Source organism: Streptomyces sp. HUAS CB01 (assembly GCF_030406905.1).
GTDB classification, from domain to species: Bacteria; Actinomycetota; Actinomycetes; order Streptomycetales; family Streptomycetaceae; genus Streptomyces; species Streptomyces chengbuensis.
Window position 1 is genome coordinate 7188350 of sequence record NZ_CP129137.1, and the last position, 13942, is coordinate 7202291.

General features: G+C 74.3%; 12 protein-coding genes and 1 tRNA gene. 4 read left to right on the forward strand and 9 right to left on the reverse strand.

Going from position 1 to position 13942, the window contains the following annotated elements:
• Window positions 1–27: 27 nt before the first annotated feature.
• Window positions 28–2949 (reverse strand): LuxR family transcriptional regulator, encoded by a 2922-nt coding sequence (locus QRN89_RS31345; protein WP_290352787.1) that lies wholly within the window; start codon window positions 2947–2949, stop codon window positions 28–30.
• Between the two features lie 193 nt (window positions 2950–3142).
• Window positions 3143–4837 carry a S8 family peptidase gene (locus QRN89_RS31350; RefSeq protein WP_290352788.1) on the reverse strand — a complete coding sequence of 565 codons (1695 nt, stop codon included), beginning with the start codon at window positions 4835–4837 and terminating at the stop codon, window positions 3143–3145.
• Between QRN89_RS31350 and QRN89_RS31355 the strand changes: the two genes are divergently transcribed.
• Both QRN89_RS31355 and QRN89_RS31360 read left to right on the forward strand, forming a co-directional pair.
• Window positions 4800–4994: a hypothetical protein gene (locus QRN89_RS31355; RefSeq protein ID WP_290352789.1), complete on the forward strand. Its 195-nt coding sequence runs from the start codon at window positions 4800–4802 to the stop codon at window positions 4992–4994. The genes QRN89_RS31350 and QRN89_RS31355 overlap by 38 nt on opposite strands.
• A gap of 389 nt (window positions 4995–5383) precedes the next feature.
• Complete coding sequence (locus tag QRN89_RS31360) at window positions 5384–5803, forward strand: DoxX family protein (protein ID WP_290352790.1); 420 nt, start codon at window positions 5384–5386, stop codon at window positions 5801–5803.
• A 318-nt stretch (window positions 5804–6121) separates the two neighbouring features.
• On the opposite strand, the gene QRN89_RS31365 is transcribed toward QRN89_RS31360, so the two are convergent.
• Window positions 6122–7093: an ArsR/SmtB family transcription factor gene (locus QRN89_RS31365; protein WP_290352791.1), complete on the reverse strand. Its 972-nt coding sequence runs from the start codon at window positions 7091–7093 to the stop codon at window positions 6122–6124.
• A gap of 58 nt (window positions 7094–7151) precedes the next feature.
• Here QRN89_RS31365 and QRN89_RS31370 point away from each other — a divergent pair, with 58 nt between their 5' ends.
• Complete coding sequence (locus tag QRN89_RS31370; protein ID WP_290352792.1) at window positions 7152–8417, forward strand: MFS transporter; 1266 nt, start codon at window positions 7152–7154, stop codon at window positions 8415–8417.
• A 133-nt stretch (window positions 8418–8550) separates the two neighbouring features.
• Here the strand turns inward: QRN89_RS31370 and QRN89_RS31375 are convergent, their stop codons facing one another.
• From QRN89_RS31375 to QRN89_RS31390, 4 genes are all read right to left on the reverse strand, one after another.
• On the reverse strand, window positions 8551–9876 hold the full coding sequence (locus QRN89_RS31375; RefSeq protein WP_290353934.1) for an RNA polymerase sigma factor: 1326 nt from the start codon (window positions 9874–9876) through the stop codon (window positions 8551–8553).
• 92 nt (window positions 9877–9968) lie between these two features.
• Window positions 9969–10373: a YciI family protein gene (locus QRN89_RS31380; protein ID WP_290352793.1), complete on the reverse strand. Its 405-nt coding sequence runs from the start codon at window positions 10371–10373 to the stop codon at window positions 9969–9971.
• 188 nt (window positions 10374–10561) lie between these two features.
• Window positions 10562–11176 (reverse strand): hypothetical protein, encoded by a 615-nt coding sequence (locus QRN89_RS31385; protein WP_290352794.1) that lies wholly within the window; start codon window positions 11174–11176, stop codon window positions 10562–10564.
• A gap of 153 nt (window positions 11177–11329) precedes the next feature.
• Window positions 11330–11815 carry a DUF309 domain-containing protein gene (locus QRN89_RS31390; protein ID WP_290352795.1) on the reverse strand — a complete coding sequence of 162 codons (486 nt, stop codon included), beginning with the start codon at window positions 11813–11815 and terminating at the stop codon, window positions 11330–11332.
• 146 nt (window positions 11816–11961) lie between these two features.
• Here QRN89_RS31390 and QRN89_RS31395 point away from each other — a divergent pair.
• Window positions 11962–12035: transfer RNA gene (locus QRN89_RS31395), tRNA-Pro, on the forward strand.
• Window positions 12036–12293: 258 nt separating this feature from the next.
• Here the strand turns inward: QRN89_RS31395 and QRN89_RS31400 are convergent.
• Window positions 12294–12953, reverse strand: a complete 660-nt coding sequence (locus QRN89_RS31400; protein WP_290352796.1) for a 4'-phosphopantetheinyl transferase family protein — start codon at window positions 12951–12953, stop codon at window positions 12294–12296.
• Complete coding sequence (locus QRN89_RS31405) at window positions 12950–13864, reverse strand: metallophosphoesterase family protein (protein WP_290352797.1); 915 nt, start codon at window positions 13862–13864, stop codon at window positions 12950–12952. The genes QRN89_RS31400 and QRN89_RS31405 overlap by 4 nt, the downstream gene beginning before the upstream one ends.
• Between the last annotated feature and the right edge of the window lie 78 nt (window positions 13865–13942).

Consider the following 13942-nt stretch of genomic DNA (forward strand, 5'->3'; position numbering starts at 1 on the left):
CCGGCAGGGCGCCCCCCGGCGGCCGCCTCAGCCGGCCGCCGGACCGTCCGCCGGTATCGCCGGCGGCCTCAGCCCCGGCCAGGCGGTCAGCGCGGTGGCCAGCTGCGCCCGCGAACGGACGTCCAGCTTCTGGTAGATGCGGGTCAGCCGGGCCTCGACCGTCTTCACGCTGAGATACAGCCGTGCCGCCGCCTCCTGGTTGCTGGCACCCTGCCCGACGAGCAGCGCCAGATGCAGCTCCGCCTCCGTCAGGGACGACAGCGCCCCGTCACGGGAGGGCGCCGGCTCGGCCGCGCCCGACGGCGTCTCCGACGCCAGCGCCAGCCAGGGGGTCGCGCCCGACCGCTCGAAGACCGTCGCCGCCGCCTGCAGCGCCTGCTGGGCCGCCGAGCGCCGCCGCCGGCGGCGCTCCACCCGGGCGAGGGCGATCAGCGCCCGGCCGCGCTCCAGCGGCAGCCCCGCCTCCTCGAACCGGTCGGCGGTGTCCGCCAGCAGTTCGGCCGCCTCGTCGGACTTCCCGCCGGCCGCGAGGCACAGCGCGTACACCCGGGCACAGCCGAGCAGCACCGTGGTGCGGCCCAGTCGTTCAGCGACCGGCCGGACGTCGGACAGCACCCCGGCTGCCTCCTCCGGGGCGTCGTTGGCGAGCAGCGCCTCGGCCAGCTCCTCGTGCCAGCGCAGCATGGACGGGTCCACGGCGGACTGGGCCCGCTCCCCGGCCTGGACGCGCCGCAGGGTCTCCAGGGCGTTGGCCACGTCGCCGGTGACGAGCTGCACCCGGCCGAGCGCGTAGAGGCTGCGGGACAGGAAGACGTGGTCGCCCTCCTCCTCGGATGCCTGGGCGCTGCGGCGCGCATAGCCGGCGGCGCGGGCGAAGCTGCCGCCGGCCGTCTCGGCGAGGGCCAGCGAGTACCAGGCGGGCCCGGGGGAGAGGCCCGCCTCCAGGGTCAGGGCCAGCGACCGCCCGGCGTGCGACAGTGCCGCCGCGCACTGGCCCCGGCGCGCCTCGACCTCGGCGGACGTGTTGAACAGCTCGATGGCGTCCTCGACGGTGCCGCGCCGCTCGACCAGCGGCAGCAGCGCGTTGAGCTGGTCACGGGCGTCCCCGAGCCGGTCGTCGAACAGGGCATGACGAATCGTCAGTATCTGGGCGGCGTTGCGGACTCCGAGCGGCCGCTCGACCATCTCCAGCGCCCGCGCCTCGGCGAGCACCCGTTCCGCGTCCGGCGACCCCAGGAAGCGCTCCATTCGCGCCCGGACGGTCAGTGCCCTGGCCGCCGTCTTCCCGTCGCCGACCGAGGACGCCAGCTCCGCCGATTCGACGGCGGCCGCCCGTGACCGCACGGGATCGCCGTCGGCGAGCACGTACTTCACCGCGAGGCGGAGTTGGACGGCGGCCCGCAGCGCGGTGTCGCCCTCGGAGTCCTCCATGGCGTGCACATAGATCTCGTCGAGACCGGTGAGACCCTGCCCCGCGGTGTCCAGCACCGCGAGCCGGGCACGGACCCGGTCGGCGGGGGCTGCGTCCCGGGAGAGGAGATCCGTGGCGGCCCGCACCGCCAGATCGGCCCGCGCGGCACGGGCGGCCTCCTCCGCCGCGTCCACGAGCCGGGCGATCCGCTGCTTGCCCTCCCGTCCCGGGGTGGACTCCGCGGCGAGCAGGGCGAGTTCGGCCGCCAGGGCGCTGTTGCCGCGGCGCCGTGCCGCGTCGGCAGCGTCGGCCACCTCGGCCGCCAGCCGTTCGTCGGGGACGTCCGTGGCGAGTGCCCGGTGCCGTACCTCCTCCACGGGATCGTCCACGACCCCCGCGAGTGCCGCGTGCCCTTGGCTGCGCTCGATCCAGCAGGCGTCGTGCACGAGTGTCGACGGCAGCACACCGGCCGTGAAGGCCACCGTCCCGTCCTCGGTGAGCGTGATCAGCCCCGCGCGCTCCGCCGTGGCCAGATCGGACTCCGCGGTCGGGCGGCCCGCCCGGCGGATCAGCGACGCCGAGGGCCGCAGTGCGAGCGCGGCGAGCAGCAGGGTGGCCCGCACATCGGGGGAGGCCACGCCGAGCAGCTGGCGGGCGAGGTCGCGGGCGCGGCCCGACAGGGACAGCGCCTCGGCGTGGTGCACCGGCGTCCGCGCGTCGGCGAGGGAGCGGCCTATGGCGAGCGCGAGCCGGGGGTTGCCGCCGCTGGCCCGGTGGATACGGCCGGCCATCCGGGACGGGAGCCGGTGGTGGATGAGGAGTTCGGCGATCTCGTCGGCGTGCAGCGGAGCCACGTTCAGCACGTCGGCCTCGGAGGGAACCCACAGCGGTTCCGGGCCGTCGGCGGGGGAGCCGGGGGCGTACGCCTCCGCGTCCGGGGTCTCCACGGCGATGACCCGCAGCGCCGGTGGGGCGAGGTGGAGCGCGAAGCGCAGCAGGTCCGCGCTCTCCGGATCCATCCGCTGGACCCCGTCGACGACGAGAAGGACGGGACTGCGGGCGGCGAGCGTACGCAGGATCCCGGCGAGGGCGAGGCGCAGGGCGATGCGGTCCCAGCCCTCCTCGGGCACGGGCGCCTCACGGCACAGCATGGCGACGGCGGCTCGCTGGGGGCCGGGCAGCGCCCGGAGGGCGTCCTGGTCCGCGGCCGTCCTCCGGCCGTTCGCCGCGGGGGCCGTCTGAGGCCCGGGGTCGGTCGCCGACGCGGCCACCGACGCCACGAGCGCGGCCGCGGCCGCGCCGGGGATCCCCCGGTCGGTGGGGAGCGTGGCGAGCCACAGCACGTGCTCGCCGCGTGCCTCGGCGCGCGCCGCGATGGCCAGCGCGACCTCGGACTTGCCGACCCCCGCGGGGCCGGTGAGGAGGGCGCGTCCGCGGGTGTGCAGGACGCGGTCGAGGCGGTCGAGGAGTTCGGCCCGGCCGACCGGTACCGGGGGTCCCCCCACACCGGCGCGGGGGAGGTACGCACTGACGTTCACGTACCCACCACCACCTTCCGGCGTGCGCGGGCCCCCTGCCCGTTCGAGCAGAGGATACGAATCAGATCGGCCCCGTCCAGGCCTCGTGTCCGGCATGCGGACAGGTCTGGACCGGGCCGACAGCGGGGCGCGCCCGCGGATCATGCCCGCGGACGCGCCCCTGACCTGCATGGATGCCGGTCGCGCCGGTGTCTCAGAAAGTGAGACTCCAGCTGTCGATGTAGCCGGTGTCACCCGATGCCACGTCGCGGACCTGCAGCTTCCAGGTTCCGTTGGCGACCTCGCTGGAGGCGTCGACCGTGTACGTCGCGAGGACGTTGTCCGCGCTGTCCGAGCCGGACGAGGCCTTCAGGTTGCGCACGGTCCCGTCGGGGGCGACCAGGTCGACGACCAGGTCCCCGCGCCAGGTGTGCTTGATGTCCACGTCGACCTTGAGGGCGGCGGGGGCGTTGCCGGTACGGCCGGTGACGGCGATCGAGGACGAGACGGTCGAGTTGTCCGCGATCGTGACGTTCGTACCGTTGGTGAAGGTCGTACCGCCGGGCGTGGTGCCGCTGACCGCGTTGACGGTCTTGGTGGCGTCGGCGATTCCGGTGCCGCAGCCGCCGGTGCAGGTGCCGGGCAGCGGACGGGCGTTGGCCTTGATCGCCGACTCGATGTCGGCCGGGGTCAGCGTCGGCTTGACGGACTCCAGCAGGGCGGCGAGACCGGCGATGTGCGGCGCGGCCATCGAAGTGCCCTGGTAGGGCTTGTAGTTCTCGCCCGACTGGGTGGTGGTGCCCGAGTTCAGCGTGGAGAGGATGCCGTTCTCGGGGGTGGTGACGGTGCCGGGCGTGTCGGTGGCACGGCGGGTCTCGCCGCCGGGAGCCGCCACGTCGACGATCGAGCCGAAGTTGGAGTAGAAGGACCGGTTGCCCTCGCGGCTCGTCGAGGCCACGTTGATGATGTTGGCGCAGTTGGCGGGGGTGAATCCGGAGGCGTTGGCGTTGCTGTTGCCGGCCGCCACGACCACCGTGGTGCCGCGGGACACGGCGCCGTTGATGGCGTTCTGGTAGACGCTCGGGCAGGTGGAGCTGGCGCCGCCGAGGCTCAGGTTGACCACCTTCGCCGGGGTCGGGTTGGCCGGGACGCCCGGGACGCTGCCGCCGGACGCCCAGGTGATGGCGTCGGCGATGTCCGAGGACGAGCCACCGCACTTGCCGAGCACCCGCACGGGCTGGATCTTCGCGTTGTACGCGATGCCCGCGACACCCTTGCTGTTGTTCGTGGTCGCGGAGATGGTGCCCGCGACGTGCGTGCCGTGCCACGAGGAGTCGCCGGCCTTGGAGCCGAGGCCGCACTCGTTGTCGGTGGCGTTCCAGTCGCCCTCGTCGTTGGCGTTGCTGTCACGGCCGTTGCCGTCACGGGCGTCCGCGGAGCTGGAGATGAAGTCGTAGCCGGAGACGACGTTGGCGGCCAGGTCCGAGTGGGCGGCGTAGCCGGTGTCGATGACGGCGACGGTGACACCGCTGCCCGTGGTCTTGTCCCAGGCGCCGGGGACGTTCATGCCGCCCGTGGCCTCGAACAGGTCCCACTGCTTGGTGTAGTCGGTGTCGTTCGGGGTGACGGCCATCGCGTACGCGCGGATGTCCGGCTCGACGGAGGCGACCGAGGGGTCGGCGCGGAACGCGTCCATGACCTCGGCGACGTCCTTCTTCGATGCCTCGCCGCCCAGGTCGACCAGGGCGGCACCACCGGCGAGCCGGCGCTCGAAGCGCAGGTTCTCCCCGGTCTCGGAACCCTTGGCCTTGGCGTCCCCGGCAGCGGCGGTGTTCGAACCCGCCTCCGCGGCCTGGGACTTGTAGGTGACGATGACCTTCTCGACGGGCGAGGAGGGGATTGCGGTCATCGACTGCGAAGCCGGTGCGGGCTTCGGCGAGGGTTCCCCCGAGGCGGCGGCGAACGCCACGGAGGAAGTGGCGGCGGCACCCAAGATCGTGGCGCTCGCGGCCACGACGGATATGAGTCTCCGTCCGGAACCGTTCAAGATGATCCCTTTCAACTGACGGTGCGGAACGCAGAGGGGCGGCGCATGGGTCCCGCGGTTCGCTGTGGGGGTGCGATCCGTGGTGCCCCGGGCCGGGTGTGCCCGTGCGCCGCCTCCTGCGCGACGGCCCCTGGTCAAGAGCCGCCACCGGACGTCACCCAGCATTAACATGCACCTGACATTCAGGTCAGTTGGCCGGGATTCGCCGGTGCGGCAGACAGTAGGGAACGACGGGGTGAACCCGATACGGGGAAAACCCTTGTCACCCCCCGCCTGGCCCCCACAGCCGATCCGGGCTCCTCCTGTCCGCCCCGCTGACCTGCGGCGATGCTCCGACCTGATCGTTGCTCCGGGCCGGTGGACAATGGAGGCGGAGACCATCGCTCCGTCGAAACCCGGGAGGCAGGCATGGATGTCCTGGTCCTGATCGGGCGCATCCTGTTCGCGATCGTGTTCCTCTCCTCGGCGGTCGGGCACCTCACCCAGCACAAGCAGTTGGGTGCCTACGCCGCGGCCAAGGGCGTGCCCGCCGCGGAGGCCTCGACCGTGCTGAGCGGAGTGGTCATGCTCCTCGGCGGCCTGAGCATCGTGCTCGGCGTCTGGGCCGACCTGGGTGCCCTGCTGATCGCGGTCTTCGTCTTCCCCACCGCGCTGATCATGCACGCGTTCTGGAAGGAGTCCGACTCCCAGACGCGCCAGACGGAACAGATCTCGTTCCTGAAGGACACCGCCCTCGGTGGCGCGGCGCTGGTGATGCTGGCCTTCTTCGCGTACGCGGGCCACGACCTCGGACTGACGCTCACCGGGCCCCTGTTCCACCTCGGCTGAGCGCGGACGCGAGTGCCGGGCCTGCCGGGCCGCACTCGCGGACGGACGGCGCATCCCTACGTCGGTGCGGTCTCCCGTACGCCGGTCCGGTTTCCGGCACGTCGGCCCGGTTGCGCCTACGTCGGTGCGGTCTCCCGTACGCCGGTCCGGCCCCTGGTGCGGGCCACCCGGATTTCCGTGACCAGCCGCCGGGATTCCGTGACGAACGGGCCGGTCCCGTACGGATGGTCCGGCTTCCGGAGCACCCGGGCCGCCGGAGGGGTACAGGAGCCCCCACCCCGGGCCCGTCCCCTCGGCCCGTCCCCTCGGCCCGTCCCCTCAGCCGGGCCCCTGCGCCCGGACGAGCACCTCGCCCGCGGCGGTACGGCGGTAGAGGACGGACCGTCCGTCGCGACGGCGAACGGCGAGACCGGCGTCGAGCAGCACCCTCAGATGGCGGCCCACCGACCCCAGCCCCTGACCGGTCAGCGCGACCAGCTGCGTCGTGCTCTTCGGCGTGCCGAGCAGTACCAGGACCCGCGCACGGGCCGGGCCGAGGAGCCGCCCCAGCGCCTCGGGCACCGGGGAGCGGTCCTCGCCGGCCAGCACGCCCGCGCACGGATAGACCACCGCGTAGCGGTGCGGGTGCTCCCACGCCACCCAGCCGTGGTCCTGGGTGACCGGCACGAACAGCAGCCGCGCCCCGGCGATCTCCCGCGGCGGACGGTCGTGCGTGTTGATCTGCAGCCTCCCCCCGCCGAGCCACACCAGCCCCGGGCGCATCCCGCCGATCACCGCGGCCCAGCCGCCCCGGCTCAACCGTCCCGCACGGGCCACCACATCGGCCTCGAGGACCCTCCGCCGACGGGGCCAGTACGGCAGCACCGTCCGCTCCCAGACCCACTCCAGCAGACCCGCCGCCCGTTCGGGCAGATCGTCACGGAGCAGCGGACCCGGCAGGGGACCGCCGAGCGACACCTCCAGATCGGCCCGTGCCGCGGCCGCCGGGGTGTCCCGTATCCGCTCCAGCTCCTCCTCGAACACCGGGTCGACGACCGCTCCCGGCGCCGGGGTGAGGAAGTCCGCGATCCAGGAGCGGCCGAGCGCGGCCCGTACGAGCTGGGACGTGACCGGATCGGCCTCCAACCGCTCCCGGTAGGCGGGCAGATGGGTCTCGAGCCAGGCCCGCCCACCCGGATGCCCCGAGGTGCGCCGGGCCAGGGACATCAGGCTCGCCGTCGTCTCCGCCAGCGGCGACACGACGAACCGGCTCTCCGCGAGCGTGTCCGCGCCGACCTGCCACCAGCCCATCGTTTCGCCTCCCCGCGAAACAGTAACGCCGCCGGCGCGGTCCGCTCAGACTCCGCCCATGCGTACCTACCGAGAGCTCTTCCGCGCACCGGAGTTCACCCCGCTGTTCCTCGGCACCACCGCGCAGACCGCCGCCTCGACCACGGGCGGCCTGGCGCTGGGCACACTCGTCCATGCCGCGACCGGCTCCCCGCTGCTGTCCGCCCTGGCCGTGTTCGGCCCCTCGCTCGCCCAGGTGATCGGCGCGACGACCCTGCTGTCCGCCGCCGACCGGCTGCCGCCGCGCGCCGCGCTGACGGCGCTTCCGCTGCTGCTCGCGCTCGGTACCGCGGCCATGGCCGTACCCGGACTGCCGGTGTGGGCGGTCTTCGCCGTGCTGTTCGGCCTCGGGCCGCTCGCGGCCCTCGGGGGCGGGGTACGCGGGGGACTGCTCCACGAGACGCTCACCGCCGACGGCCATCTGCTGGGCCGCTCGGTGCTCAACATGTGCGTCGGCGCCATGCAGATCTGCGGATTCGCGGCAGGCGCCGCACTGCTCACCGTGCTCTCGCCGCGTGGCACGCTCCTCGTGGCCGCCGCGCTGTACGCCGTCGCCGCGGCCGTCGCCCGCACGGGGCTGACCCGCCGGGCGCCCCGGGCCGCCGGGCGGCCCTCGGTGGCCGAGACCTGGCGGAACAACGCACTCCTGTGGTCCTCCGCCCCACGGCGCCGTGTCTACCTCGCGCTCTGGGTGCCCAACGGTCTCGTGGTCGGCTGCGAAGCACTCTTCGTGCCGTACGCGCCCCGGCACGCCGGACTCCTTTTCGCGGCGGGCGCGTTGGGCATGCTGGTGGGCGACACCGTCGTCGGGCGTTTCGTACCGCCCGGGCTGCGCCGCCGGCTCGGCGCCCCGCTGCGGCTGCTGCTGGCCGCGCCGTACCTGCTGGTCGCCCTGCACCCACCGCCGGCGCTCGCCGCCGCTGCCGTGGCCCTCGCCTCCACCGGCTTCGCGGCGAGCCTGCTGCTCCAGGAGCGGCTGATGGCACTCACCCCGGACGATCTGCGCGGCCACGCCCTCGGGCTGCACACCTCCGGCATGCTCACCGTCCAGGGCCTCGCGGCCGTCCTCGCGGGCACCCTCGCCCAGCACACGTCGCCCGCGACCGCGATGGGAGTGATGGCCGCGGCCTCGGTCGCCGTCACGCTGCTCCTCGCGCCGGGCCTCGTGGTGCGGGACCCCGAATCGGACGCCCCGGACGCCCCGGACGCCCCGGACGCCCCGGACGCGGCGGACGCGGCGGACGCGGCGGACGCGGCGGGCCGACGGTCCCGGCAGGCACGGTGACGGTACGCCGCGGGCGTGAGCACCAGGAGAGGCCGTGAACGCGGCCGACCACGCGGTGGTCCTCCGCGCCCGCGTCCCGCCGGACCACGCGGTGGGCCTCGGCCCGCGTCCCGCCCGAGCCGTGCGGTGGTCCTCACCGCGCGCCCGCGTCCCGCCCGACCACGCGGTGGGCCTCCGCGCCCGCGTCCCGCCCGAGCCGTGCCGCGCGGAGCGTCAGATGGTGCCGTTCCGGCAGGCTCGTCGTACGGGCCGCCGCCGCACGGTAGTCACGCGCCGCCCCCGCGCGGTCGCCGGCCATCTCCAGCAGGTGCGCCCGTACCGCGTACAGCCGGTGATGACCCGTCAGCCGACCGCTCGCCTCCAGATCGGCCACCATCCGCAGGCCGGTCTCGGGACCGTGCACCATGGCCGCGGCGACGGCGCGGTTGAGCCGCACAACGGGACTGTCCGACAACTGCTCCAGCACCCCGTACAGCGCGAGGATCTGGGGCCAGTCCGTGTCCTCGACCGTCTCCGCCTCGTCGTGCACGGCGGCCACGGCCGCCTGCACCTGGTACGGCCCGAGCCTCCCGCGCGGCAGGACCTCGGTGATCAGGGCCACGCCCTCGGCGACCGCAGCCCTGTCCCAGAGCGTCCGGTCCTGTTCGCCGAGCGGGACCAGCTCGCCGCCGGGCCCCGTACGGGCCGCGCTCCGAGCCTGGGTGAGCAGCATCAGCGCCAGCAGCCCCGCGACCTCGTCGTCCTTCGGGAGCAGCCGGTGCAGCGCGCGGGCCAGCCGGATCGCCTCCACCGAGAGTTCGACGCGCTGGAGATCGTCGCCGGCGCCGGCCGCGTACCCCTCGTTGAAGATCAGGTACAGCACGTGCAGCACGGCGTCGAGCCGGCGCTGCCGGTCCTCCCCTCCGGGCAGGCGGAACGGCACCCCGGACGCCCTGATGCGCTGTTTGGCCCGGCTGATCCGCTGGGCCATCGTCGCCTCCGGCACCATGAACGCCCGTGCGATCTCCGCCGTCGTCAGTCCGCCGACCGAACGCAGGGTCAGCGCGATCGCCGCGGAGGGCGTGAGCGCCGGGTGACAGCACAGGAACAGCAGGGTCAGGGTGTCGTCCCGGCCCGTCGCGTCATCGTGGTCCGCCCCCGGCGCCGTCCAGTGGTCGGCGGGTTCGCGGACCGCGGCGAGATCCTCCCGGCGGCGCCGCGCCTGCTCACTGCGCACCTGCTCGGTCATGCGCCGGCTCGCCACCTGGATGAGCCAGCCCCGCGGATTGCGTGGAAGGCCCTCTTCGGGCCACTGCACCGCGGCCGCGAGCAGCGCTTCCTGGACGGCGTCCTCCGCGGCGGCGAAATCCCGGAAGCGCCGCGTGAGCACACCGACGACCTGCGGCGCGAGCGCACGCAGCAGGTCCTCGGCGTCGTGTTCACCGACCGGCGCGCCCGCGCCGGCCGCGTCCCCGGTCACCGGCGCGCCCGCGCCGGCCGCGTCCCCGGTCACCGGCTCGTCCGCGCCGGCCGCGTCCCCGGTCACCGGCTCGTCCGCGCCGGCCGGAACACTCACAGGTCCTCGGACGGCGCGGACATCACCTGGCGCACCTCGATCGGCATGTTCAGCGGAGCGCCGCCGGGCCCGGGAGCGGACGACACATGGGCCGCCAGCTCCACCGCCCGCTCGGGCGTCTCGCAGTCGACGATCCAGTACCCCGCCAGGAACTCCTTGGTCTCCGGGAACGGTCCTTCGGTCACCACCGGCGCGACGCCCCCGGACCCGGCGCGGACGATCTTCGCGGCCTCGGGCATCGCCAGGCCCTGGCCGTCCACCCACTCACCGCTGTCCGCGAGCCTCTTGTTCACGTCGTTCATGAACTCCATGTGCGCCCGGATCTCCCCGGGGGTCCAGGCTTCGATCCGGGGAAAGTCGACGGTCGACTCGCTGAACTGCATCAACAGCATGTACTTCATGGTCCGCTCCTTGTCCTGCGGGCGCCCCTGCGACGCTCTCACGGGTAGGTAGAAGCAGGCGCCGCGTTCTCGACGTCCCGACGCGCCTTTCTCGCAAGATCTTTTCGCGCGTCCCTCCCCGTGAGCCGGACGCCGGTGGCGACGGGGGCCGCCGGCCGGGCCCGGGGCGGCGGGCCCGGCCGGCGACGTCAGCCGAGCTTGTCCACCGCCGTGCGCGCGGTCCTGCGGAACGCCGCGACCGGGGCGTCGTCGAAGTCGCCCATGCCGCCCCAGGTGACCACGGTGACGGTCCGCCCGTCCCGGCCCACCGCGAACAGATGGACATCGGTGGCGCCGAAGTCGTGCGCCGTGTGCACCCCGTACAGCCGGGCGCCGTCCTCCACCGGTACCCGGCCGTAGTTCCTTCCCTCGGCCCGGGTCCGCGGATCCTGCTGCTCGACCCGCGCGGCACAGCTGCGAACGGCCTTGTGCCACAGGGCGACCAGCGAGCGGGCACGGGCCGCGTCGCGTTCCACGACGACGACCTGGGAAGCGCCCGCGTCCAGTTCGGTGCGGAACACACGATGGCGGGCGATGGACGCGGGCAGGGCCTCACCCACGCAGAACGGCAGCGGGTCCGGTACGCCCGCCGTCACCGGCCCGGCCGTCCAGGGGGACGACGGGTGCGGCGGCAGGTCACGGGGCTCGAGGAACGCGGGGTGGGCACGGGCCGGGGTCGCACGCTCCGGTGCGACGGCGGACGCGGGCGCCGCCGCCAGGGCGAGCAGGGCGGAGGCGAGGGCGAGGGCTGCGGCGGATCTCATACGGGTCTCCGTTCGGCGGGAGGGGCATGCGGCACGGGCTCCCCGGATCGGTCCTCGGGTACGCACGGATCGGTCCTCGGGTACATATACCGACACATCGGCATGCCGCGCGGTTGTACGGAGGAGTGTCGACCGGGTCCCCGGAGTGACGACTCAGCCCGCCCGCAGCCGCGGCGCCCGGCCCGCCGCCGGCACCGGGCTCCCGTCCCGCCCCAGCTCGTCCCGTAGCGCCGCCGCCCAGCGGGTCAGCCCGCCGACGTCGATCCCGTACGGCCGCCCGGTCGCGTACGGGGCGAGCGAATCGGCGCCCCGGGTCAGCAGCGCGGCGCCGCCCGTGCGATTGCCGCGTGCGGCGTGGGTCAGCCCCACCGCCAGCTGCGCCAGCCCCCGCCACAGCCCGCGCTCCTCGTCCGGCCCGGACTTCCAGGCGTCCTCCAGCACCTCGTGGGCGTGGAACGGCATGCCCGCGTCCAGCAGTCGCTGGGCCTCGGCCAGCGTCTGCTCCGGCGTGCGGACCACCCCTTCCGGCTGCCGGTCCACCCCTTCCTCCCCGTACGGAAGCGGCCGGCCCAGCGCGTCCCGAGGACGCGCGTTGCGCGCCCGGCCCTCGTCATCGCGATCCCTCGACGTCCTGGTCACGCCCCGATTGTCACTCCTCACCGGCCATCGGGCCCAACGGGCGGGCCCGCGGCGCACGGCGGGGCCCGTGTCCTCGAGCAGGGCGCGGATTGGGGTAATGTTCTCTTGCGCGCTCGGCCGGGGCCCAGCCCCGGGGATGCACGCATCGGGACGTGGCGCAGCTTGGTAGCGCACTTGACTGGGGGTCAAGGGGTCGCAGGTTCAAATCCTGTCGTCCCGACTTTTCGAAGTCGGCGTCGCTGTTCGGCGACGAGGAGGCCGCTTCCGGAGTTCGTCCGGGAACGGCCTTCTGCCGTTCCCGGTTCCTGTGCCGTGCGTTCCCGGTTCCTGTGTCACGGCGAGGGCGGGAGGATCCCCGGGGGAGCCCGCGTCCCAGGTGATCGACGGGTCCGGGCGGCCGGGCGGCGGCGCCGCCCGCGCGACGGGCACTCCGGCCCCGAACTCGCGGGACCGGCCCCGTGTCCGGCCGGCCGCACCGTCAGCGCACGATCGCGACCGCCGTGACCACGAGCCCCGACTCGACGAGCCAGCGTCCGTCGAAGCCCGTGAGCGGACGGCCGTCGACGACCGGGCCCTCGACGAGCAGCCGCGCGTGGAACGTGGCGTCGTCGGGGTCGATCGTGAGTGCCGCCTCCTCGAAGTCCAGCCATCGCCGGGCCAGCGGGTACCAGGCCTTGTAGACGCTCTCCTTGGCGCTGAACAGCAGCCGGTCCCAGCAGACTTCAGGGCGAAGGGCGCTCAGCCGGTCCAGCGCCGCGCGCTCCCCGGGGAGGGTGACCAGGTCGCGGACTCCCGCGTCGGGCAGGGGCAGATGGGGCTCGGCGTCCAGGCCGATCGTCACGACGTCGGCGGCACGTGCGACCGCCGCCGCCCGGTAGCCCTGGCAGTGCGTCATCGCGCCGACCGCGCCGGCCGGCCACTGCGGAGCCCTCGCCGCTCCCGGCAGGATCGGCCCCGGGGCGAAGCCGAGTTCCTCGAGCGCCCTGCGGGCGCACGCCCGTACCGTGCCGAACTCCCGCTGCCGTTCGGGCACGGCGTTCGCCACGACCGCACGTTCCTCGGGGTACATCTCCGACACCTGCGGGTCGCCGAACACCTCGCAGACCGCGATCGGCGGGGGCAGCAACTTGCCGATCATGCGCACGCTCCGTCCGGCACCAGCGGGAAGACCTCCACGGGACGCCCCGGCGTACCCGGCCGTTTGCGCCACTCCCGCGGATAGCCGAGGGACACCTCCTGGTGCGGCACGCCCTCCCACCAGACCAGCCGGGGGATGTGCAGATGGCCGTGGACGACGGCGGCCGCACGGAACCGGCGCGGCCAGTCGGCCGTCGCCTCCGTCCCGCACCACAGGGCGAACTCCGGGTGCCGCAGCACCCTGGTGGGCTCGCGCACCAGCGGAAAGTGATTGACCAGCACGGTCGGCAGCTCCGGCGGCACATCGGCCAGCCTGGCCTCCGTGATCTCCAGCCGGGCCCGGCACCAGGCGTCCCGTGACGGATGGGGGTCGGGGTGCAGCAGGAACTCGTCCGTGCACATCACACCGGCCCGCTCCGCGATCGCGAGCGCCTCCGCTGCGGAGCGCGCTCCGGCGGGCCGGAAGGAGTAGTCGTACAGCACGAACAGCGGGGCGATCGCCACCGGTCCGCCGGGTCCCTCCCAGACCGGGAAGGGGTCCTCGGGAGTGACCACCCCCAGCTCCCGGCAGAGCCGCACCAGGTGCTCGTAGCGCTCCTCGCCGCGAAGCCGCACCGGGTCGCCGGGGGGCGTCCACAGCTCGTGGTTGCCCGGCGTCCAGACCACCTTGGCGAAGCGCCCCGCCAGTAGCTCCAGCGCCCGGCGCACGTCCTCGACGTGCTCGCCGACGTCACCGGCGACCAGCAGCCAGTCCTCGTCCGACTCGGGGCGCAGCCTCTCGACGATGCCGCGGTTCTCGGCGAAGCGGACATGCAGATCGCTGACGGCCACGAGCCTGGGGCCGCCCCGAGTGCCGTGCCCGGCGCCGGTCTCCGCGGCCACCGCCGGGCCGCCACGGACCTCATAGCTCACGGTGCACTTCCCAGCTCCTCGGCGACACGGCGGTACGACGGCGGTACGGCGGTTCAACGCCGGCGGTACGGCGGCTCA

Coding starts and splice junctions, on each gene's coding strand:
- QRN89_RS31355 (WP_290352789.1), top strand. CDS start 4,800: ATGACCTTCTCGACGGGCGAGGAGGGGATTGCGGTCATCGACTGCGAA.
- QRN89_RS31350 (WP_290352788.1), bottom strand. CDS start 4,837: ATGACCGCAATCCCCTCCTCGCCCGTCGAGAAGGTCATCGTCACCTAC.
- QRN89_RS31360 (WP_290352790.1), top strand. CDS start 5,384: ATGGATGTCCTGGTCCTGATCGGGCGCATCCTGTTCGCGATCGTGTTC.
- QRN89_RS31365 (WP_290352791.1), bottom strand. CDS start 7,093: ATGGGCTGGTGGCAGGTCGGCGCGGACACGCTCGCGGAGAGCCGGTTC.
- QRN89_RS31370 (WP_290352792.1), top strand. CDS start 7,152: ATGCGTACCTACCGAGAGCTCTTCCGCGCACCGGAGTTCACCCCGCTG.
- QRN89_RS31380 (WP_290352793.1), bottom strand. CDS start 10,373: ATGAAGTACATGCTGTTGATGCAGTTCAGCGAGTCGACCGTCGACTTT.
- QRN89_RS31385 (WP_290352794.1), bottom strand. CDS start 11,176: ATGAGATCCGCCGCAGCCCTCGCCCTCGCCTCCGCCCTGCTCGCCCTG.
- QRN89_RS31400 (WP_290352796.1), bottom strand. CDS start 12,953: ATGATCGGCAAGTTGCTGCCCCCGCCGATCGCGGTCTGCGAGGTGTTC.